Genomic DNA, 18,096 nt, shown 5'->3' with positions numbered 1-18,096 from the left:
GGCGGTCAGGCCTCCGTTCCGGTGCTCTCGGCAGGGGCCGGCGCGGCAGCGGTGGCTTCCTCGGCCTTGGGGGCCTCGGTCGCCTGGCTCTGCCGGTCACCCTGCTGCTGCGGCCTGCGGCCACGGCCGCCGCGCTCGCCACCGCGGCCACCACGGCCGGCCGGGCGGTCGCCGCCACCACGGGCCGGGCGGTTGCCGGCGCGAGCCGCGGCGTTCTCCGCGCGGACCTCAGCGATGTTCTTGACGTCGCCCTTGTAGATCCAGACCTTCACGCCGATGCGGCCGAAGCTGGTCTTGGCCTCGAAGAAGCCGTAGTCGACGTTGGCGCGGAGCGTGTGCAGGGGCACGCGGCCCTCGCGGTAGAACTCCGAGCGGGACATCTCGGCGCCGCCGAGGCGGCCACCGCACTGGATCTTGATGCCCTTGGCGCCGGCCTTCATCGTCGACTGCATGCTCTTGCGCATGGCGCGACGGAAGGAGACGCGGGAGGACAGCTGCTCGGCGACGGCCTGCGCGACCAGCTGGGCATCCGTCTCGGGGTTCTTGACCTCGAGGATGTTCAGCTGGACCTGCTTGCCGGTGAGCTTCTCCAGCTCGCCGCGGATGCGGTCGGCCTCCGCGCCGCGGCGGCCGATGACGATGCCAGGCCTGGCGGTGTGGATGTCGACGCGGACGCGGTCGCGGGTGCGCTCGATCTCCACCTTGGAGATGCCGGCACGCTCCATGCCCTTCGTCATCATCCTGCGGATGGCGACGTCTTCCTTGACGTAGTCCTTGTACAGCTTGTCGGCGTACCAGCGGGACTTGAAGTCCGTGGTGATGCCGAGCCGGAACCCATGCGGGTTTACCTTCTGGCCCATTACCGGGTTCCTTCCTTGCTGCTGAGGACCACGGTGATGTGGCTGGTCCGCTTACGGATCCGGTACGCGCGACCCTGGGCGCGCGGCCGGAACCGCTTCAGGGTCGGGCCCTCGTCGACGTACGCCTCACTGATGAACAGCGAGGTGGCGTCGGTGTGGTCGTAGTTGTGGGCCGCGTTGGCGATGGCGCTGTTCAGCACCTTGCCAACGGGCTCGCTCGCGGCCTGCGGGGCGAAACGCAGGACCGCCTGAGCCTCCGTGGCGTCCATGCCACGGATGAGGTCCACCACACGGCGGGCCTTCATGGGCGTGACGCGGATGTACCGCGCCTGGGCCCTGGCTTCCATGGTTGTCCCTTCGGTGTTTGTCATGATCGGTTCCACCCCGCTGCTAGCGGCGCTTCGACTTCCGGTCGTCCTTGACGTGGCCGCGGAAGGTGCGAGTCGGCGAGAACTCGCCGAGCTTGTGGCCGACCATCGACTCGGTGATGAACACCGGGACGTGGATCTTGCCGTTGTGCACCGCGATCGTGTGGCCCAGCATGGCCGGGACGATCATCGAGCGACGGGACCAGGTCTTGATGACGTTCTTGGTGCCTGCCTCGTTCTGCACGTCCACCTTCTTGATCAGGTGGTCGTCGACGAAGGGCCCCTTCTTGAGACTGCGCGGCATCTTGAAACCCGCTCCTAGCGCTTCTTGTTCGTCTTGCGGCGGCGGACGATGTACTTGTTGCTCGCCTTCTTGGGAGCCCGAGTACGACCTTCCTTCTGACCCCACGGGGAGACCGGGTGGCGGCCACCGGAGGTCTTGCCCTCACCACCACCGTGCGGGTGGTCGACCGGGTTCATGGCGACACCGCGGACGGTCGGGCGGACGCCCTTCCACCGCATGCGGCCGGCCTTGCCCCAGTTGATGTTCGACTGCTCGGCGTTGCCGACGGAGCCGATGGTGGCGCGGCAGCGCACGTCGACCATGCGGACCTCGCCCGACGGCATGCGAAGGGTGGCCATGGAGCCCTCCTTCGCGAGCAGCTGCACCGAGGAGCCCGCGGAGCGGGCGAACTTGGCGCCGCCGCCGGGGCGCAGCTCGATGGCGTGCACCGTGGTACCGACGGGGATGTGGCGCAGCGGCAGGTTGTTGCCCGCCTTGATGTCGGCGCCTGCGCCGGCCTCGATGCGGGCGCCCTGCTCCAGGCCCGCGGGGGCGAGGATGTAGCGCTTCTCGCCGTCCGCGTAGTGCAGCAGCGCGATGCGCGCGGTGCGGTTGGGGTCGTACTCGATGTGCGCGACCTTGGCGGGGACGCCGTCCTTGTCGTGCCGACGGAAGTCGATGACACGGTAGGCGCGCTTGTGGCCGCCGCCCTGGTGGCGGACGGTCACACGACCGGCGTTGTTGCGGCCGCCCTTGCTGTGCAGGGGGCGGACCAGCGACTTCTCCGGCGTGGACCGCGTGATCTCGACGAAGTCGGCGACGCTTGAGCCACGACGGCCCGGGGTCGTCGGCTTGTACTTGCGGATACCCATTCTTAAGTCCTCGGAAGATTCCGGACTTCGAAACGATCCGGCCTCCGTCAGGAGGTCGGGCCGCCGAAGATGTCGATGCGGTCGCCCTCGGCGAGGGTCACGATGGCGCGCTTGGTGTCAGCCCGCTTGCCGAAACCGGTGCGGGTGCGCTTGCGCTTGCCCTGCCGGTTGATCGTGTTGACGCCGGTGACCTTGACCTGGAAGACCGCCTGGACGGCCTGCTTGATCTGGGTCTTGTTGGCGCGCGGGTCGACGACGAACGTGTACTTGTTCTCGTCGAGCAGGGCGTAGCTCTTCTCCGAGACGACCGGCTTGACGAGGATGTCGCGCGGGTCCGCGAGGGACTTGCTCAGCGGGGTCTCGACGACCGGGCCCTTGACGCCGCTCCTGGCCTTGGCCAGGCGCTTCGCCTTGGCGGCCTTGGCCGCCTTGGGCGCGATGCTGGGGTGACGCGTAGCCATCAGGCCTCGCTCCCTTCGGTTTCGTTGGCCTTGTTCGGGCCGGCGACGAAGGACTCGAAGGCGGCCTTGGTGAAGACCACGTCGTCCGAGACGAGCACGTCGTACGTGTTGAGCTGGCCCGGCTCCAGGATGTGGACCTGGGGCAGGTTGCGCGCGGACAGCCACGCGGCCTCGTCGGCGCGCTCGACGACCAGGAGCAGGTTCTTGCGCTCGCTGATCTTGCCGAACAGGGTCCTCGCGGCCTTGGTGGACGCGGTGTCGCCCTCGATGACGCCGGAGACGACGTGCACGCGTGCGTTGCGGGCACGGTCGGTGAGGGCGCCACGCAGCGCGGCGGCCTTCATCTTCTTCGGGGTCCGCTGCGAGTAGTCACGCGGCACGGGGCCGTGGACGACGCCACCGCCGGCGAACTGCGGCGCGCGGGTCGAACCCTGGCGGGCGCGGCCCGTGCCCTTCTGGCGGTACGGCTTCTTGCCGCCACCGCGGACCTCGCCACGCGTCTTGGCCTTGTGCGTGCCCTGGCGGGCGGCGGCCAGCTGCGCGACGACGACCTGGTGGATCAGCGGGATGCTGACCTTGGCGTCGAAGATCTCCGCGGGAAGCTCGACGCTGCCCGACTTCTCGCCCGCGGGCGAAAGGATGTCAATGGTGCTCATGGTTTACCTCAGGCCCCCTTGGCCGCGGTACGAACCAGAACGAGACCGCCGTTCGGACCGGGGACCGCGCCCTTGATGAGCAGCAGGCCCTTCTCCGCGTCCACGGCGTGCACGGTCAGGTTCTGGGTGGTGACCCGCTCGTTGCCCATGCGGCCCGCCATGCGGAGGCCCTTGAACACGCGGCCCGGGGTGGCGCAGCCACCGATGGAGCCGGGAGAGCGGTGCTTGCGCTGGGTACCGTGACCGGCGCCGAGGCCCTTGAAGTTGTGACGCTTCATGACACCGGCGAAGCCCTTGCCCTTGCTCTTGCCGGTGACGTCGACCTTGATCCCGGACTCGAACACGTCGGCCTTGACCTCCTGGCCGAGCGTGTACGTGGACGCGTCCGAGGTGCGGAGCTCCACGAGGTGGCGGCGGGGGGTCACGTCGGCCTTGGCGAAGTGGCCCTTGAGGGGCTTGTTCACCTTGCGCGGGTCGATCTCGCCGAAGGCGATCTGGACCGACTCGTAGCCGTCGGAGTCATTCGTACGGACCTGGGTCACGACACAGGGTCCGGCCTTGACGACGGTCACCGGGACGACACGGTTGTTCTCGTCCCAGACCTGGGTCATGCCGAGCTTCTCGCCCAGGACGCCCTTGATCTGCTTGGTCATCTCTTCCGCGCCTCTCAGAGCTTGATCTCGATGTCGACGCCGGCCGGAAGGTCCAGGCGCATCAGCGAGTCAACGGTCTTGGGCGTCGGGTCGAGGATGTCGATCAGGCGCTTGTGCGTGCGCATCTCGAAGTGCTCGCGCGCGTCCTTGTACTTGTGCGGCGACTTGATGACGCAGTACACGTTCTTCTCTGTGGGCAGCGGCACCGGGCCCGCGACCGACGCACCAGTGCGGGTCACCGTCTCGACGATCTTCTTCGCCGAGGAGTCGATGACCTCGTGGTCGTAGGCCTTGAGCCGGATGCGGATCTTCTGTCCCGGCATGCTTCTTCGAATTCCTGTCTCTGTCTTACCGCTCTGCCGCCACTGGCCGACCCACGCGGTCGGGCGTGTCGCGTTCCCCTTACGGCTGAGTCCCTTGCGGGAACCCATCGAGCGGGGGAAACGGAACCCGGTCGATCAGAGGAGACCGACCACCACCGGCGCCTGGCTGGTACCCCGCGACGCTTCCCGGAAGATTCCCGTACGTCCGCCCCAGCGCTGCCCGAGAGGCAGTTGAGGCGACGAGTACTGTGGGACTCGCTTCCGGTCCCCCCGGCGGGAGGCGCGCAGCATCGGCACTCAACCGAGCAACCGGACCAGTGTGCCATAGCGCCCCGGGGCCTGGCCAATCGCGGCGGAGAACCTTACCCCACGCGCACACGTCCGAATCGTCAGCGCCCCGCGGGGTGCCCTTTCGGACGCGGCGCGGGCGTGGCCGGCTCGCCCTACGCTTCGTCGTCGTCCGCGCGAGGCGCCTCGAAAGCGGTGAGGGGCTTGCTCATCAGATCGCGCGCGCGAGCCACGGCCGACGTCTCCCCGCTGTCCTTGGGGCTGGACATCTTCAGCCCGTTGCCCTGGTCGGTGCCGGGTACCTCGCCCTCCTCCTGATCGAGGGCGTGCACGATCTCGTGGGCGACGGTCTCCTTGTTCTGCATGGCAGCCGGGGTGAAGACCATGTGGTGCCCCGACGTGTACGCCTCGGCGTCGATCTCGTGCGCCGATCGCTGGGCCGCGGCGTCCGTGTGGTGGCGCAGGTGGGACAGAGGCCTGCCGAAGCGCGTCTCCATCTCCGGGCGGAAGGGGTGGTCCGCGAACGACTGCCCCGGCATGCCCAGCACCTGCGGCACGGTGGTCGACCGCTGCACGGCCGGGGCGTGGCCGCAGTCACCGGAGTGCTCGTGCTGCTCCTGCTCCCCGTCCCGCGCCAGGCGCTGCACGACGGCCGCGTTGCCCGCCATGCCCTGCAGGGCCCCCACCTGGTGCGGCGACATGCGGCCACCGGACGCCAGAAGCCGCTGCACGGCGCCGGTCGCGATGGCCGGAGCGGGCTTCCGGGGACCGGCCTGTGCCTGGTCCTTGTCCGGTCGTTCTTGTGCACGCATGCGTCGTCCTCCAGTTGCCGGGCAGCGAGCGCCAATTCTTCTGTCTACACGCGACCCGGCGGCGGCGACAGAGACGACGGGGCAATCCCCGATGGCCTCTCGGGCACACTCGCCTGCCCGGCGCGCGGCCTGCCGGCGCGCGGCCTGCGGCGCGCGGCCGCTCAGGCCTTCCAGCACACGTCGAGCGCGGGCGGCTTGCGGAAGACCAGACCGCGCGGGCCGCTCGGCGGCCGGTCGGGGTCGAGGCGCAGCCCCGGCAGCCGCTCGAAGCAGGCGCGCAGCGCGACGACGGCCTCCAGGCGGGCCAGGTGGGCGCCGAGGCAGTAGTGCGGGCCGTACGCGAACGCCAGGTGCAGGCGCGCGTTGGCGCGGCGCGGGTCGAACCGGTCGGGCTCGGGGAACACCTCGGGGTCGCGGTTGGCCCCGGCCAGCGACACCGTGACGAGATCGCCGGCGCCGATCCTGGCCCCGGCGAGTTCGACGTCGCGTGTCGCGTACCGGTCCACGACGGCCGCGCCCGGCTCCAGCCTCAGCGACTCCTCCACGGCGCCGTCCAGCAGGCCCGGGTCGCCCTGCACCTCGTCGGCGAGCGCGGGCTCGGACAGCAGGTGGAACAGCGCGTTGGCGATCATGCCCTCGGTCGTCTCGATGCCGCCGAACAGCAGCACCGCCGCGTTGGACGCGATCTCCGGCAGGCCGAGCCGGCCGGCGGCGCTCACCAGCAGCGACTCGGCGCGCTCGGCGCGCAGGGTGGCCGCGACGGCGTCCCGCAGCGCGGCGTACGCGGCGGGCCCCCCGTCCCCGGCGTCCGCGCCGTGCGTCAGCCGGTCGACGGCCCGCACGATCTCGTCGTACCAGCCGAGCACGTCGGCGACGGGCACGTCGGCGAGCCCCAGCACGTCGGCCATGACGACGGCCGCGAGCGGCCCGGCGAACCCGCGCCGCAGCTCGCCGCGGCCGTGCGGGACGAGCCCGTCGAGCAGCCGCGCCGCCTCGCGCTCGGTCGACTCGGCGAAGGCGGCGCGGACGGCCCGCGGCTTGAACGGCTCGACGAACGGCTCGCGGTGGCGGGCGTGTTCGGCCCCGTCGAGGGAGAGCATGCTCGGGCCGACGACCCGTGCGGTGGTGAAGCGCGGATCGTCCACGGTGAAGGTGTCCGCGTCCCGCATCACGTCGACGGCGGTCTCCCGCCGCGTCACGACCCACCCACCGAGCGCGTCCAGCCACACGACGGGCCCCTCGGCACGCAGCCGGGCGAGGTGGGGATGGGGGTCTGCCGCGAGATCGGCGAGGGTGGGCGAGTCGACCATCGGACGAGCGTATTACGGTCCCGCCTCGCGTCCCGTCCCGCGTGCCTCTTGTGACGAGCGGTAGGTGCGGTGTCCGCATGAGCAAGAAGGACGCGCTGACCCAGGCCATGTCCGAGCTGCTGTGGGAGCGCGGATACACGGGCACGAGCCCGGCCATGGTCCTGGAGCACGCGCACGCGGGCCAGGGCAGCATGTGCCACCACTTCTCCGGAAGGCGGGTCTCGCGGTCGCCGCCATGACCCGCAATGGGACGCTTGGCGCAGGACCACGAGGTCGTCGCCGACGACGACCTCCGCGCGGCGGCGGCGAACTACTTCACCTGGCTCGGCGAGCGCCTGACCACGGTGTTCCGCGCCGGACGCGGCCGTGCAGGGCGGCTACGTCCTGGCCCGCGCCCAACAGGACGCCGGGGCGTTCGACCGGGCGGTCGAAGGCGCCAAACGCTCCGTGGCGCGACTGGTGACCGACCCCGTCAAGGGCTGACAGCCCCGGGCGCGGCACTTGGCGCGGCACACGTTTGGGATGCTGGCGCGATGGACCTCTCCCGGCAGGTGGTCGGTTCCGGCTCACCACTCGAACCGCAGATCGGCTTCTCTCGCGCAATCCGCAAGGGAGCGCACGTCGCGGTCGCCGGCACCGCTCCCATCGGGGACGACGGGACGACCGTGGGACAAGGCGATGTCCATGCCCAGACGGTCAGGTGCCTGGACATCGCGGAGGCCGCGTTGGAAGCAGCAGGGGCCTCGCTGCGGGATGTCGTACGCACCCGCATCATGCTGACGGACGTGACCCGCTGGCGCGACGCCGCCCGCGCGCACGGAGAACGATTCGCGTCCGTCCGGCCTGCCTGCACCTTCGTCGAGGTCTCGCGCTTCATCGACCCCGACTGGCTGGTCGAGGTCGAGATCGACGCCATCGTCGACTGAGCCTGGCGGGTCGCCGGGGCCACCGGCCGAACCCGGCGCCTCAGCCCCCGTGCGTCGACCTGCGCAGGAACCGCTCCGTGAGCCGGGCAGCCGCCGACGCGGTCAGCAGGCGGCCGAAGACCCAGGTCTGGAGGGCGTTGAGACGTCCGTCGACGACGGCCGGGCCCCGGCCGCGCAAGGCGGACATCACGGTGTCCGCGACGGAACCGGGTGCGCGCTTGCCCCGAATACGTCCCATGCCCATCGCGGTGTCGGTCGGGCCGGGGCTGACCGCCACGACCCGCACCCCCGTGCCCCTCGTCTCCGCCCACACCCCCTGGGTGAAGGACAGTACGAACGCCTTCGATGCCGCGTAGGCGGCCAAGTAAGCGGCGGGCGCGTACGCTCCGGTGCTCGCGATGTTGACGATCGCCCCGCGTCCCCGCGCGACCATGGCGGGCAGCAGGAGCGCCGTGAGCTCGGCCACCGCTCCGGCATTGAGGTCGACCAGGCCCCGCATCCGCACGGGCGTGCTGTCCACGACCGGCTCCCTGAAAGCGACGCCGGCGTTGTTGACCAGCATGTCGACCTCGGTTCCCGCGCCCGCCAGCCACTCGGCCAGCCGGGAGGGAGCACCCGGGTGCGACAGGTCAAGCGCAAGCGTCGACACCTGGACCCCGTGCTCGGCGCGCAGCCGCTCGGCCGCCGCCTCCAGGCGCGCGCCGTCCCGCGCCACCAGGACCACGTCCATGCCCTGTCCGGCCAGCCGCTCGGTGATCGCGGCCCCGATGCCCGTCGCGGCGCCGGTCACGACCGCGGTCCGCCGCCTCGGCTCTTCTTTCGTCGTCATGCCAGGAACGGTAAACTTTGACATTAACGTCAATGTCAAGCTTGGTTTCAGGGCATCGAGGGAGGTACGGCGTGCGCGTCGGAGAACTCAGCAGAGCCACCGGGGCCAGCACCCGCTCGCTCCGGTACTACGAGGACCGGGGGCTGCTCTCCAGCGAGCGCCGTCCCAACGGATACCGGGAGTACGGCGAGGAGGCCGTGCGCCAGGTCGCCTTCATCCAGGACCTCTACCGCGCGGGGCTGCCGTCCCGGATCATCCGGGACATCCTCCCGTGCACCGCCCCGGAACCGCCCGCGGGCGACTGCACGCGACTCCTGGCCCGCGTCCGGGAGGTCCGCGACGAACTCGCCCGCCAGGAGCGGCAGATCGCCCAGCGCCGCGAGATGCTCGACCGTTACCTCGCGGGCACCGCGACCCCGGCCGGCCTCGGCGACCTCGGCCGCCCAGGCGGCGACCTCGGCTGCGGGCCCCGGTAGCGGGCGGCGACCGGTGGTGGCTCAGACGGTGAGGACGAGCTTGCCCCGCAGGTGGCCGCCGTCGAGCAGCCGGTGCGCGTCCGCGACGCGCTCGAACGGGAACGTCTCCTGCACGTGCACCCGGAGCCTGCCCTGTTCGACGAGGTCGACGAGGCCTCGCAGGGCGACCGGGTCGGGGTCGACCGCGATGCCGCTGAAGCGCATGCCGGCCGCCGCGTACCTGGCGGCGAGCACCACGTCCTCCTCGGCGACCGCCGTCACCAGGTGGCCGCCCGGCCTGAGCACGCCGAGCGAGCGCTCGACGGTGTCGCCGCCGATCGTGTCGAGTACGAGGTCGATGTCACGCACCGACTCGGCGAAGTCGACGGCCGCGTAGTCGATCACCTCGTCGGCGCCGCAGCCCTCGACGAACTCCCGCTTGCTCGCGCCCGCGGTGGTGATCACGTGCGCCCCGAGCGCCTTCGCGATCTGGATGGCGACATGCCCTACCCCGCCACCACCGCCGTGCACCAGGACCCGGTCGCCCTCTTTCACGCCGCCCAGATCGACGAGGCCCTGCCACGCCGTCAGCCCGACGACCGGCAGCGCCGACGCCTCGACGTGCGAGAGCGACGCCGGCTTGCGCACCAGGTGCAGCGCGGGCGCCGCCACGGCCTCGGCGTACGCGCTCGCCATCCGCGGGAACAGCGGCATCCCGAACACCTCGTCGCCGGGCCTGAACCGCCACGTCTGCGCCTCCTCGACCACGCCGCTGATGTCCCAGCCGAGGACGAACGGCGGCGGGCCCATCAGCGGGGGGATCTCGCCGGCGCGCAGGAGCGCCTCTATCGGGTTCAGCCCGATCGCCTTGACGCGGACGAGGACCTCGGTCGGCAGGGGCCGGGGCTCGGGCGCGTCCACGATGGTGAGCACCTCGGGACCGCCGAGCGTGTGCTGGGTGATGACTCGCATGACTCTCCTTGCACAAGCGGAGGGGGAGAGAACCCAGGCTAGATTTTCGATAGGAACCGGCAGGTACCGTTGGCGCCATGAGCGGTTACGGTCCCGGTGATCTCTTTCTCGCCGACTGTCCGGGGCGTATGGCGGTCGAGTTGATCGCCGACAAGTGGACGGTGGTCGTGCTCTACGGCCTCAGCGAGGGCCCCGTGCGCCACGGGGATCTGATCGAGCTGATCGGCGGCGGCATCTCCCGCAAGATGCTCACCCAGACGCTCCGGCGTCTCCAGGCGCACGGACTCATCCACCGCCACGCCTACGCCGAGGCGCCGCCCCGCGTCGAGTACGAGCTCACGCCGCTCGGGGTGACGCTGATCGATCCGATCCACACGCTGACGGAATGGGCGAGGGCGAACGGCGAAGCGGTCCTGGACGCGCTCGACGCGGACGCCGGCGCCGGCGGGGCGTAGCCGCCCGCCTGAAGCCGCTGGCACAGACCGGCCGGCACCGGGCAGCCGGGGTCGTCGTCGTACTCTGCTCGACCGCCGCGCACCACGGCCTGACCGTCCTGCACCGTGACAACGATTTCGCCACCGCCGCCCGCGTCCTGGCCGACGTGGACCACCACGACGTACAACGCTGATGCCCCGGAACCCGCCTGGATCACGCCCGCCGAGGCCGAGCCCGCGCAGGGCGCGGCCCCACGGGTGCACCGTCTACTTGCCGTAGTGATACCGGCAGCCGCCGATCCGCACTTCGCCCTCCGACGCCTCTGGATCACTCCGTCCAGGCTTGTGGTCAACGGGGCCTTCACACAGGGTGGCTCTCCCTGTCGCCGTCGCCGTCTTCATCGAGCTCGTGGAGGGTGACGTCCCCTCCACGGTCCTGGGCGATGCTCTCGGCCAGCCATCGGGCGTTGGCCGGGGAACGGAGAAGGTAGTCCGTCTCGTTCGGACTCCTGCTGGTCGACGTACCAGCGCCCACCGCCCGAAACGGTCCGGGCGGCGGGCGCGAGGCGCGGGCTTACCCGCAGTACGGTCAGCGCCTGGACGCGTACGACACGAACTCGGCCCACGCGCGCGGCGCGAAGCCGAGGCGCGCGCCCTCGACATCCTTCGAGTCACGCACCAGCACCGCCGCCGTGGCCGAGGCCACCTCAACGCAGTTGGCGTTCTCGTTGCCGCTGTAGCTGCTCTTGAACCAGATCGGCCCATTCGCTGTCGCCACAAGGACCCCCTCCGTCAGCGCTCGGACGCGTACGACACGAACTCGGCCCACGCGCGCGGCGCGAAGCCGAGGCGCGCGCCCTCGACATCCTTGGAGTCACGCACCAGCACCGCCGCCGTGGCCGAGGCCACTTCAACGCAGTTGGCGTTGTCGTTGCCGCTGTAGCTGCTCTTGAACCAGATCGGCTCAGTCATTCTTCTCCCACCACTTTCTCGATGAACGCCAGTGATTCGCGTGGGGTGAGCGCCTGCGCCCGGAGCATTCCATAGCGCAGTTCGAGCACGCGCACTCGCTTCGGCACCGAACTCACCGGCGTAGGCAGCTGCCCCTCGCAGTAGCCGACGGTGGCGCCGTCATCGAGGGTGAGCAGTCGCAAGTCGCCGCTCATGCCAGCATGCACCTCGACATCTGTCGGCATCACCTGGATAGTTACGTTCCTCAATCTACCCGCGTCCAGCAGATGTTCGAGCTGCTCCTTCATCACCTGTCGACCGCCGAGAGGCCGCCTCAGCACGACCTCCTCAATGATGAACGACAGCATCGGCAAGGGCTTGCGTTCAAAGATGACCTGCCGGGACAGCCGCGCCTCGACCAACCGGTCGACCTCATCGGGCGAGTACGCGGGCAGCCGCATCTCGTACAGTGCCCGCGCGTGCGCAGCCGTCTCCAGCAACCCGGGCACGTTGTGGTTGCTGTACTCCCCCAGCTCGACGGCCTCCGCCTCGACCTTCGCCAGTTGCCGCACCTTCTTCGGGTACTTCGCCTGCGCCAAGTCCCGCTGCATACCCGCGATCTTTCCGCCCGCGCCCAGGACCTCGTCCGCCTTCGTCAGGTACTCGGGCTGCGGGATCCGCGTGCCCGCCTCCACCTTGTACACGAGGTTGTCGCTGTACCCGAGGGCGTTCGCCAGCTCCTGCGGTTTGAGCCCGGCGCCCTCGCGCCAAAGCTTCAACTGCCGCCCCACCGCCGCGATCACCGCGTTCGACTCGTCGTCGTCCGGGTCGACGGACCCGCCGCCCCGCTCGTCCAGATCGTCACGCATCGCCTACGCACGCGCCTTTCGTGTACCCCGTGGACAGGCAGTCCTGCCCCGAGGACTGCCACTGTCCGTACCCCCGTGCACCCTTCACAGCGTACGCACACCCCACCACGCTGAGTGACGTGAATGACGAAATCAGCGCTCCCCGGCTCGCGGGCCGCCAGTTCAGCGTGCAGCTCTCATCGACCCGGCGCGGCGCGCGTCTTGCCCGGTTGCTCGCCGTCGAGCAGCTGCGGGCCTGGGGGCTGGCGCTCTGCCTGGAGCCGGCCGCGCACATCGTGGCCGAGCTCGCCGCCAACGCGGTCAGTCACGGGCTGGTGCCCGGACGCGACTTCAGGCTGGCGCTCCGGCTCGCCGGCGAGCCCGGCAACGTCACCCTGCGCATCGGCGTGACGGACACGCGGCACGACGCCCTACCCGCCGCGTGCGCTCCGCAGGAGGACAGGACCGGCGGGCGTGGGCTGTTGCTCGTGACGGCCCTGGCCGACCGGTGGGGCGTCGAGCAAGGGCGCCCGCCCCACAAGACGGTGTGGGCGGAAATCGATCTTCGAGAGCCCGCCGCCGTACCGCTCAGCACCGGCGTCCGGTTTTCTGGCTTCCGGTGAACCGGACGCCGGGCGGCCGGGCCGTAAGAAGACCAAAGAACCCGGGAGAAAGAACCCACCGACCCACCCACCCGACCTCCCGGCGGCCCCGGCCCTCCAGGTCACCCGGGAGAGTGATCATTCCCGGAATACTCGCTTCCGGCGCGACTCGGCAGGCAAGCTCGGCCGCAACGGCACCTGCCGAGCACCTCGGATCAGCGTTCCGAGGCGCACGACCCCAACAACCAAAAACGGCCCCCGCCGGGCTGTCATCCCGGACGAGGGCCTGACCACTCAGGAAGAATGAGGCTTCCCCATGGCTTTGAAGCAGCTTAACGCGCCACGGCGCGCACGTTCCGCGGATCGCCGATCCCCATCCGGATTGGTGAAGATCAGCGAGCCCCACTCGCGGGGCTTCACCGTCGTGGGCAACCACCTCGCCCAGCACCCGCACCTCTCGGGCCTCGCGATCGGGCTCGCCACACACCTTCAGTCGCTGCCGGACGGCGCCCGCGTGGACATCCGCACACTGTCCACGCGCCTGCGCGAGGGCCGTGTCCGAGTGGCCGCCGCGCTCCGGGAGTTGGAGCAGTACGGCTATCTGGCGCGGCCGCGCGAACGCACGGCGGACGGGCGCGTCATCACACGCATCTACGTCTACGACAACCCGACCGCGACGCGCTCGAAGTGTGATCCCACGGCGGCCTCAACGCGTCGTAGACGTCCGCCCGTTCGGAGGCCCGCCGGTCCGCCGGTCGACCCGGGCAACTCGGCCGCCCCGGCCACCCCGGCCACCCCGGCCACCCCGGCCGCCCCGGTCACGACGGACACGACGGACACGACGGACACACCGTCAGCGCCACCAGAGGCGCCCACAGAGCCGCCCGCAGAGGCGGCCGGGCCCCCGGCAGCGGTGCCGACCCAGCTGCCGGAACACGCCCCCGCCGCCGCGCTCCTCGCGGGCCTGCGCACGCACGATCCCCGGCTCATGCTCTCCGAGCGCGACATCCGCCGCCTCGCGCCCGCCGTCGCGGAGTGGCTCGCGCGGGACGCGTCGCCCGAGGCCGTGCGTATCGCGCTGACCGCCGGGCTCCCGTCCGAGCTGCACAGCCCCGTGGCCGTCCTGCGCTACCGGCTCGCGGAGCTCGTACCGCCGCCGCTCCCCGTGCCCACGCCGGAGGCGGTGCGCGGCGGCGGGCCGCCGCCGTTCCAGACGTGCGACGCGTGCGACCGCGCGTTCCGCTCGCCCGAACCTGGGCTGTGCGGTGAGTGCCGCCCTGACGAGGCGAACGAGGCGGCGGTCAGCCCTCTCGCGCGCGCAGGTCTCCGTGGAGACGGACGGCCACCGTGCACGCCGGCGGCATGACGATCGGGGTCAGCAGGAGAAAGGCCACGACCGTGGGCAGGACCTTGACCAGCACGCCCGTGATCCACACGTTGCCGTCGCTGAGCCACAGCATGCCGAGTCCGGCGAAGTGGGCAAGAGGCGCCGCCGCGAGCCTGCCCGCCAGGAAGACGAGCACGGCAGCGGTGGTGACCAGCGCGCCCAGGTAGAAGGCGCGCCATCGTGCGCGGCGCGTCAGCACCCAGGAGCGGTACAGCGCCACGAACGGGTTGCGGCGCTCCAGCACCGTCTCCGCGGTGGCCGCCGAGAGCCGGAAGTACAGCACTGGCGCGAGACACCAGACGGCGACCGGCAGCGCCCAGCCCACCAGCGCGTACTGCGGGGTCGCGGTCTCGTGCAGGGGTGTGGGGTGGATGCCGGGCACGTCGTCGCTCTCGACGAAGACCCACCAGGCGTAGGCCGCCACCTCCACGGCCCCGACGATCAGTCCCGTCAGCGCGTTGACCACGAGGGCTGCCGGAAAGCGCCGGCGTATGCACCGCCACAACTCACGGCGGGCCGGCGGCTGCCCGTCGTGCGTGGAGCGCGCGGCGGCGTACCCGGTGTGCAGGACGGTGAGGGTGAGGAGCGCGAGGACGAGCGCCAGCGCGAACACGACGAGCCCGACCCTCACCAACGGCCACCAGTCGCCGTCGGCGTAGGCCTCGTAGGAGTCCTCGTTGGCGATGTTCTCGTCGGCGTACCGCCGGACGTGCTCGAAGTCGCCCCACGTCGCCGCGAACCCGCCGGCCAGGATCGCGCAGCTCAGCACGGCCGTCGCGGCGGACACGAGGAGGGTGAAACCGTACAGCCCGCCGCGAGGGCAACCGCGGTAGCACCTGGCGACTCCGAGTGCGGCTCTCCTGACACTGCTGCCGTTCGCGTCCTGTGCCATGCCCTGGCGTTTCCTCCGTGCGGCGGTGTGATGTGGTGACGGTGATGACAATGGTGACTGGCAGGCAAGACGCCGTGACATGCGCACGAGGTTCCCTGAGCGGGCGGACTCGGTGTCCCGCACGGTGGGCGAGAACCATATGCGCCCCTTGGTGGTCATAGCCTCTTCCCCCAGTGAGGGTCAACCGCGTTTGCTACGCCCTCTAACGAAGTGATGACCCGTCGGCCGTGTGCCGGCCTGCCCGCCGATGGTTCCCGAAGCGGGCAGCCGAGGCGTAGACGCAGGTCAGACCCGCCGGAGCGGATGTCATGAGCGCCATGGGCAGCCGCGATCACCCCACACAGGAGGACCGGGAGTGCCGTGCGGCTCGCGCCTCATGGAGCGACCGCGGCGATTCGGTGCCGTGGCACTGCCGGAGAGGTGAGACACCATGGCGGCGGAGCGGAGGTGACCTCGCCCCATGGCCCACCACCGGCTACCGGTGCCCCGCCTCACAGGGCCTGCCAGAACTACGAAGCGACAGGAGGCCGGGCCGATGACCGATGATGAACGAAAGCCGCACCGGGTCGAGGAGGACCGGTCGGAGGGTTTCGGGGAGCGCCTGCTGGGTGTGCTGCTCGACCGCGCCCACGAGATGGCCCCGCAGCTGATCGCCCCGCTGATCGCGGAAGAGATCGCCAGCATCGGCGGACGTGACGTCTCCATCCTTCTGCAGGACTACGAGCAGCTGCTCCTGGTGCCCCTGCCCGGCAAGCGGCTGGTCGTCGGCGACCCCGAACCGGTCGACGACTCCCCGGCGGGCGAGGCGTTCCTGCACCGCAGGACCGTGGAGGTCCCCCTGGACGGCGCTGTCCGCGTGTACCTGCCCCTGCTGGACGGCAGCGACCAGGTCGGGGTCATGATCGTCACCCTCGACGACATCGACGACGACGAGCGGCGGCTGCTGCGCCGCCTCGCGGGCCTGGTCGCCGACATGATCGTCACCAAGGACGCCTACACCGACCAGTTCTTCGTGGCCCGCCGCCGCGCCCCCATGGATGTGGCCGCCGAGATCCAGTGGTCGCTGTTGCCTCCGCTGTCGATGATCGTCCCGCAGGTCGAGGTCGCCGGGATTCTGGAGCCCGCCTACAACGTGGCAGGGGACAGCTTCGACTACGCGCTCAACGACGACGTCCTGCACGTGGCCATGATCGACGCCATGGGCCACGGCCTGGATGCCGCGACCATGGCGACGGTGGCCATCGGCGCCTACCGCCACGCCCGCCGCGCGGACACCGAACTGGCCCAGATCTACGCCTTCATGGACCAGGCCATCGGCGAGCAGTTCGGCCCCGACCACTTCGTCACCGCGCAGATGATGTGCCTGGACATCACCACAGGCCAACTGCAATGGGTCAACGCCGGGCACCCCGCGCCGCTGCTGATCCGCGACCGCGCCGTGCTCGACCGGCTGGAGAGCCCCACCACCCTGCCCGTCGGCTTCGGCGGTGAACAGCCCCATGTCAGCGAACGGACGCTGCGGCGCGGAGACCGGCTCCTGTGCTTCACCGACGGCCTGATCGAGGAGCACCAGCCCGGTGGAGAGGAGTTCGGCGAGGAGCAGCTCATCGAGTGGACCAACCAGATCCTGCGAGAACACACCCCGTTGCGCGCGGTGGCCAGGAAGCTCTCCCACACCCTCAAGCGCGAACGGGGCGGCGTCACCAGTGACGACGCGACCGTCTTCCTCATCGAATGGCGCGGCGGCGAAGCAGGCCACCTCGCGCGCCTCGAATGAGCCGGCAGTCTGGTTCACCGCCCGTCGCGCGGCGCGAACGTCGTGAGCGCCTCGGTGTCGGAGGCGCGCGCGTTCAGGAAGTAGTCGGCCCACTCGGCCGCGTCCGGGTAGGACGAGCCGTCAGTGATGTCGGCGATCTCCGCGATCGCGGCCTCGACGTCGTATCCGGTGACGCGCAGCTCGACGCCCCGGCCGAGCAGCGCCCAGTGCGCGCCGGTGCGCCCGTACGGCATGCCGACGCTGCCGGGGTTGACGACGAGGCGGCCGTGCGCGAGCCGCACGAACGGCATGTGGCTGTGGCCGCAGACGATGGTGCGCACGGCGGGCGGCACCCCGTCGAGTACCTCGGACCAGCGGTCGAGTGACGAGTCGACGAGGACGACCTCCTCGTCGTCGCGCGGTGTGGCGTGGCAGAAGAGGACGTCGCCGAGCGTGACGGAGGTGGGGAGCGCCTGGAGGCGGTCGAGGTGGGCGTCGTCCAGCTGCCGTGCGGCCCACGGCGAGACGGGGTCGCCGGGGTCCACGCCCGCCCGTGGCCCGCGGCGGAACTCGACCAGCTCGCGGTCGGCGTTCCCGCGCACCCACACCACGCGCTCGCCGAGCCCTTCGAGCAGGTCGAGCACCTCGCGGGGCTGCGGCCCCGCGGCGATGTCGCCGGTGACGACGAGGCGATCGGCGGCCCGTACGTCGGGCTCGTCGAGGACGGCGCGCAGGGCGGGCAGCACACCGTGGATGTCGGACAGGACGGCGATGGAGTCGGTCATGCCTTCAGCATGCCCGGCGGGGCGGCCCCGCCGGGCGCGTCCGGCCCGATGCCTCAGGACAGGCGCACCCGGGCCCCGCAGGCCCGGCCCAGCGAGGAAGCCTTCCCGCGTCGAACACCGCCCGCTGCCCGCAGGCGCCGGCGCGGGGCGCGCCCAACCGCCGGCACAGTCGGGCACGACCCGAAGAAGGCGCCCCGCGGCCGGCGCCCCCTGGGGCAGGCAGTTTCGTCGCGCACGCCCGCCGGCGCCCGGCTCCGCCAGCGGCCTCCGCGGCGCAGCCCACAGCGGCTTCCGGCACGGCCCCAGGCTCCGGGCCCGGGACCGCCGGGGCGAGCACGCCTCGCCCCGCTGCACGCGCCCGCCGGGGCCGGCG

At 71.1% G+C, this 18,096-nt stretch carries 24 protein-coding genes; 7 read left to right on the top strand and 17 right to left on the bottom strand.

What is annotated here, in order from left to right; all coding sequences use genetic code 11:
• Positions 1 to 5: 5 nt before the first annotated feature.
• The 10 genes from rpsC to JFN87_RS11245 form a co-directional block, all read right to left on the bottom strand.
• Positions 6 to 860: a 30S ribosomal protein S3 gene (gene rpsC / locus JFN87_RS11290; RefSeq protein WP_209339856.1), complete on the bottom strand. Its 855-nt coding sequence runs from the start codon at positions 858 to 860 to the stop codon at positions 6 to 8.
• Positions 860 to 1,207: a 50S ribosomal protein L22 gene (gene rplV, locus JFN87_RS11285; protein WP_209339888.1), complete on the bottom strand. Its 348-nt coding sequence runs from the start codon at positions 1,205 to 1,207 to the stop codon at positions 860 to 862. Before rplV ends, rpsC begins: the two co-directional genes overlap by 1 nt.
• Before the next feature lie 43 nt (positions 1,208 to 1,250).
• Positions 1,251 to 1,532 (bottom strand): 30S ribosomal protein S19, encoded by a 282-nt coding sequence (gene rpsS / locus JFN87_RS11280; protein WP_030742199.1) that lies wholly within the window; start codon positions 1,530 to 1,532, stop codon positions 1,251 to 1,253.
• Between the two features lie 14 nt (positions 1,533 to 1,546).
• Complete coding sequence (rplB, locus tag JFN87_RS11275) at positions 1,547 to 2,383, bottom strand: 50S ribosomal protein L2 (protein ID WP_209339855.1); 837 nt, start codon at positions 2,381 to 2,383, stop codon at positions 1,547 to 1,549.
• 47 nt (positions 2,384 to 2,430) lie between these two features.
• A complete protein-coding gene (gene rplW / locus JFN87_RS11270) occupies positions 2,431 to 2,844 on the bottom strand; it encodes a 50S ribosomal protein L23 (RefSeq protein ID WP_030903869.1) in 414 nt (137 codons plus the stop codon).
• Complete coding sequence (gene rplD, locus JFN87_RS11265) at positions 2,844 to 3,500, bottom strand: 50S ribosomal protein L4 (protein WP_209339854.1); 657 nt, start codon at positions 3,498 to 3,500, stop codon at positions 2,844 to 2,846. Before rplD ends, rplW begins: the two co-directional genes overlap by 1 nt.
• A gap of 8 nt (positions 3,501 to 3,508) precedes the next feature.
• On the bottom strand, positions 3,509 to 4,153 hold the full coding sequence (gene rplC, locus JFN87_RS11260) for a 50S ribosomal protein L3 (protein ID WP_030903873.1): 645 nt from the start codon (positions 4,151 to 4,153) through the stop codon (positions 3,509 to 3,511).
• Between the two features lie 14 nt (positions 4,154 to 4,167).
• On the bottom strand, positions 4,168 to 4,476 hold the full coding sequence (rpsJ, locus tag JFN87_RS11255; protein WP_030903875.1) for a 30S ribosomal protein S10: 309 nt from the start codon (positions 4,474 to 4,476) through the stop codon (positions 4,168 to 4,170).
• 443 nt (positions 4,477 to 4,919) lie between these two features.
• A complete protein-coding gene (locus tag JFN87_RS11250) occupies positions 4,920 to 5,576 on the bottom strand; it encodes an eCIS core domain-containing protein (RefSeq protein ID WP_209339853.1) in 657 nt (218 codons plus the stop codon).
• A gap of 161 nt (positions 5,577 to 5,737) precedes the next feature.
• Complete coding sequence (locus JFN87_RS11245) at positions 5,738 to 6,886, bottom strand: cytochrome P450 (protein WP_209339852.1); 1,149 nt, start codon at positions 6,884 to 6,886, stop codon at positions 5,738 to 5,740.
• A gap of 77 nt (positions 6,887 to 6,963) precedes the next feature.
• On the opposite strand from JFN87_RS11245, the gene JFN87_RS11240 reads away from it, so the two are divergent.
• Both JFN87_RS11240 and JFN87_RS11235 read left to right on the top strand, forming a co-directional pair.
• The gene (locus JFN87_RS11240) at positions 6,964 to 7,125 is read left to right on the top strand and encodes a TetR family transcriptional regulator (protein ID WP_209339851.1); all 162 of its coding nucleotides are present in this window, start codon (positions 6,964 to 6,966) and stop codon (positions 7,123 to 7,125) included.
• A gap of 294 nt (positions 7,126 to 7,419) precedes the next feature.
• Complete coding sequence (locus tag JFN87_RS11235; protein ID WP_209339850.1) at positions 7,420 to 7,812, top strand: Rid family hydrolase; 393 nt, start codon at positions 7,420 to 7,422, stop codon at positions 7,810 to 7,812.
• 40 nt (positions 7,813 to 7,852) lie between these two features.
• On the opposite strand, the gene JFN87_RS11230 is transcribed toward JFN87_RS11235, so the two are convergent.
• Positions 7,853 to 8,641, bottom strand: coding sequence for an SDR family NAD(P)-dependent oxidoreductase (locus JFN87_RS11230; protein WP_245179231.1), 789 nt, complete (start codon positions 8,639 to 8,641; stop codon positions 7,853 to 7,855).
• Between the two features lie 71 nt (positions 8,642 to 8,712).
• On the opposite strand from JFN87_RS11230, the gene JFN87_RS11225 reads away from it, so the two are divergent.
• Positions 8,713 to 9,117: a MerR family transcriptional regulator gene (locus tag JFN87_RS11225; protein WP_209339848.1), complete on the top strand. Its 405-nt coding sequence runs from the start codon at positions 8,713 to 8,715 to the stop codon at positions 9,115 to 9,117.
• 21 nt (positions 9,118 to 9,138) lie between these two features.
• On the opposite strand, the gene JFN87_RS11220 is transcribed toward JFN87_RS11225, so the two are convergent.
• Positions 9,139 to 10,068, bottom strand: coding sequence for an NADP-dependent oxidoreductase (locus JFN87_RS11220; protein ID WP_209339847.1), 930 nt, complete (start codon positions 10,066 to 10,068; stop codon positions 9,139 to 9,141).
• 77 nt (positions 10,069 to 10,145) lie between these two features.
• Between JFN87_RS11220 and JFN87_RS11215 the strand changes: the two genes are divergently transcribed.
• Positions 10,146 to 10,523 (top strand): winged helix-turn-helix transcriptional regulator, encoded by a 378-nt coding sequence (locus JFN87_RS11215; RefSeq protein WP_209339846.1) that lies wholly within the window; start codon positions 10,146 to 10,148, stop codon positions 10,521 to 10,523.
• Between the two features lie 568 nt (positions 10,524 to 11,091).
• Here JFN87_RS11215 and JFN87_RS11210 read toward each other — a convergent pair.
• From JFN87_RS11210 to JFN87_RS11200, 3 genes are read right to left on the bottom strand one after another with little or no spacing between them, the layout of a single operon-like run.
• Complete coding sequence (locus JFN87_RS11210; protein ID WP_209339845.1) at positions 11,092 to 11,280, bottom strand: DUF397 domain-containing protein; 189 nt, start codon at positions 11,278 to 11,280, stop codon at positions 11,092 to 11,094.
• Between the two features lie 14 nt (positions 11,281 to 11,294).
• Positions 11,295 to 11,474, bottom strand: a complete 180-nt coding sequence (locus JFN87_RS11205) for a DUF397 domain-containing protein (RefSeq protein ID WP_209339844.1) — start codon at positions 11,472 to 11,474, stop codon at positions 11,295 to 11,297.
• Entirely contained in the window at positions 11,471 to 12,322 is an 852-nt protein-coding gene (locus JFN87_RS11200; protein WP_209339843.1) for a helix-turn-helix domain-containing protein, read from the bottom strand. Before JFN87_RS11200 ends, JFN87_RS11205 begins: the two co-directional genes overlap by 4 nt.
• A gap of 119 nt (positions 12,323 to 12,441) precedes the next feature.
• On the opposite strand from JFN87_RS11200, the gene JFN87_RS11195 reads away from it, so the two are divergent.
• Entirely contained in the window at positions 12,442 to 12,924 is a 483-nt protein-coding gene (locus tag JFN87_RS11195) for an ATP-binding protein (RefSeq protein WP_372449216.1), read from the top strand.
• Positions 12,925 to 13,288: 364 nt separating this feature from the next.
• Positions 13,289 to 14,269, top strand: a complete 981-nt coding sequence (locus JFN87_RS11190) for a helix-turn-helix domain-containing protein (protein ID WP_307865404.1) — start codon at positions 13,289 to 13,291, stop codon at positions 14,267 to 14,269.
• On the opposite strand, the gene JFN87_RS11185 is transcribed toward JFN87_RS11190, so the two are convergent.
• Entirely contained in the window at positions 14,205 to 15,182 is a 978-nt protein-coding gene (locus JFN87_RS11185; RefSeq protein WP_245179228.1) for a hypothetical protein, read from the bottom strand. The genes JFN87_RS11190 and JFN87_RS11185 overlap by 65 nt on opposite strands.
• A gap of 535 nt (positions 15,183 to 15,717) precedes the next feature.
• On the opposite strand from JFN87_RS11185, the gene JFN87_RS11180 reads away from it, so the two are divergent.
• The gene (locus tag JFN87_RS11180) at positions 15,718 to 16,959 is read left to right on the top strand and encodes a PP2C family protein-serine/threonine phosphatase (protein ID WP_209339842.1); all 1,242 of its coding nucleotides are present in this window, start codon (positions 15,718 to 15,720) and stop codon (positions 16,957 to 16,959) included.
• A gap of 14 nt (positions 16,960 to 16,973) precedes the next feature.
• Here the strand turns inward: JFN87_RS11180 and JFN87_RS11175 are convergent, their stop codons facing one another.
• Positions 16,974 to 17,723, bottom strand: a complete 750-nt coding sequence (locus tag JFN87_RS11175) for a metallophosphoesterase family protein (RefSeq protein WP_209339841.1) — start codon at positions 17,721 to 17,723, stop codon at positions 16,974 to 16,976.
• Between the last annotated feature and the right edge of the window lie 373 nt (positions 17,724 to 18,096).

The sequence above is a fragment of the Streptomyces montanisoli genome (genome assembly GCF_017813245.1).
GTDB lineage: Bacteria > Actinomycetota > Actinomycetes > Streptomycetales > Streptomycetaceae > Streptomyces > Streptomyces montanisoli.
Note: the sequence above shows the minus strand (reverse complement) of the source record. Positions and strands in the feature narration are given on the sequence as shown.

Coding starts and splice junctions, on each gene's coding strand:
- rpsC (WP_209339856.1), bottom strand. CDS start 860: ATGGGCCAGAAGGTAAACCCGCATGGGTTCCGGCTCGGCATCACCACG.
- rplV (WP_209339888.1), bottom strand. CDS start 1,207: ATGGAAGCCAGGGCCCAGGCGCGGTACATCCGCGTCACGCCCATGAAG.
- rpsS (WP_030742199.1), bottom strand. CDS start 1,532: ATGCCGCGCAGTCTCAAGAAGGGGCCCTTCGTCGACGACCACCTGATC.
- rplB (WP_209339855.1), bottom strand. CDS start 2,383: ATGGGTATCCGCAAGTACAAGCCGACGACCCCGGGCCGTCGTGGCTCA.
- rplW (WP_030903869.1), bottom strand. CDS start 2,844: ATGGCTACGCGTCACCCCAGCATCGCGCCCAAGGCGGCCAAGGCCGCC.
- rplD (WP_209339854.1), bottom strand. CDS start 3,500: ATGAGCACCATTGACATCCTTTCGCCCGCGGGCGAGAAGTCGGGCAGC.
- rplC (WP_030903873.1), bottom strand. CDS start 4,153: ATGACCAAGCAGATCAAGGGCGTCCTGGGCGAGAAGCTCGGCATGACC.
- rpsJ (WP_030903875.1), bottom strand. CDS start 4,476: ATGCCGGGACAGAAGATCCGCATCCGGCTCAAGGCCTACGACCACGAG.
- JFN87_RS11250 (WP_209339853.1), bottom strand. CDS start 5,576: ATGCGTGCACAAGAACGACCGGACAAGGACCAGGCACAGGCCGGTCCC.
- JFN87_RS11245 (WP_209339852.1), bottom strand. CDS start 6,886: ATGGTCGACTCGCCCACCCTCGCCGATCTCGCGGCAGACCCCCATCCC.
- JFN87_RS11240 (WP_209339851.1), top strand. CDS start 6,964: ATGAGCAAGAAGGACGCGCTGACCCAGGCCATGTCCGAGCTGCTGTGG.
- JFN87_RS11235 (WP_209339850.1), top strand. CDS start 7,420: ATGGACCTCTCCCGGCAGGTGGTCGGTTCCGGCTCACCACTCGAACCG.
- JFN87_RS11230 (WP_245179231.1), bottom strand. CDS start 8,641: ATGACGACGAAAGAAGAGCCGAGGCGGCGGACCGCGGTCGTGACCGGC.
- JFN87_RS11220 (WP_209339847.1), bottom strand. CDS start 10,068: ATGCGAGTCATCACCCAGCACACGCTCGGCGGTCCCGAGGTGCTCACC.
- JFN87_RS11215 (WP_209339846.1), top strand. CDS start 10,146: ATGAGCGGTTACGGTCCCGGTGATCTCTTTCTCGCCGACTGTCCGGGG.
- JFN87_RS11205 (WP_209339844.1), bottom strand. CDS start 11,474: ATGACTGAGCCGATCTGGTTCAAGAGCAGCTACAGCGGCAACGACAAC.
- JFN87_RS11200 (WP_209339843.1), bottom strand. CDS start 12,322: ATGCGTGACGATCTGGACGAGCGGGGCGGCGGGTCCGTCGACCCGGAC.
- JFN87_RS11185 (WP_245179228.1), bottom strand. CDS start 15,182: ATGGCACAGGACGCGAACGGCAGCAGTGTCAGGAGAGCCGCACTCGGA.
- JFN87_RS11180 (WP_209339842.1), top strand. CDS start 15,718: ATGACCGATGATGAACGAAAGCCGCACCGGGTCGAGGAGGACCGGTCG.
- JFN87_RS11175 (WP_209339841.1), bottom strand. CDS start 17,723: ATGACCGACTCCATCGCCGTCCTGTCCGACATCCACGGTGTGCTGCCC.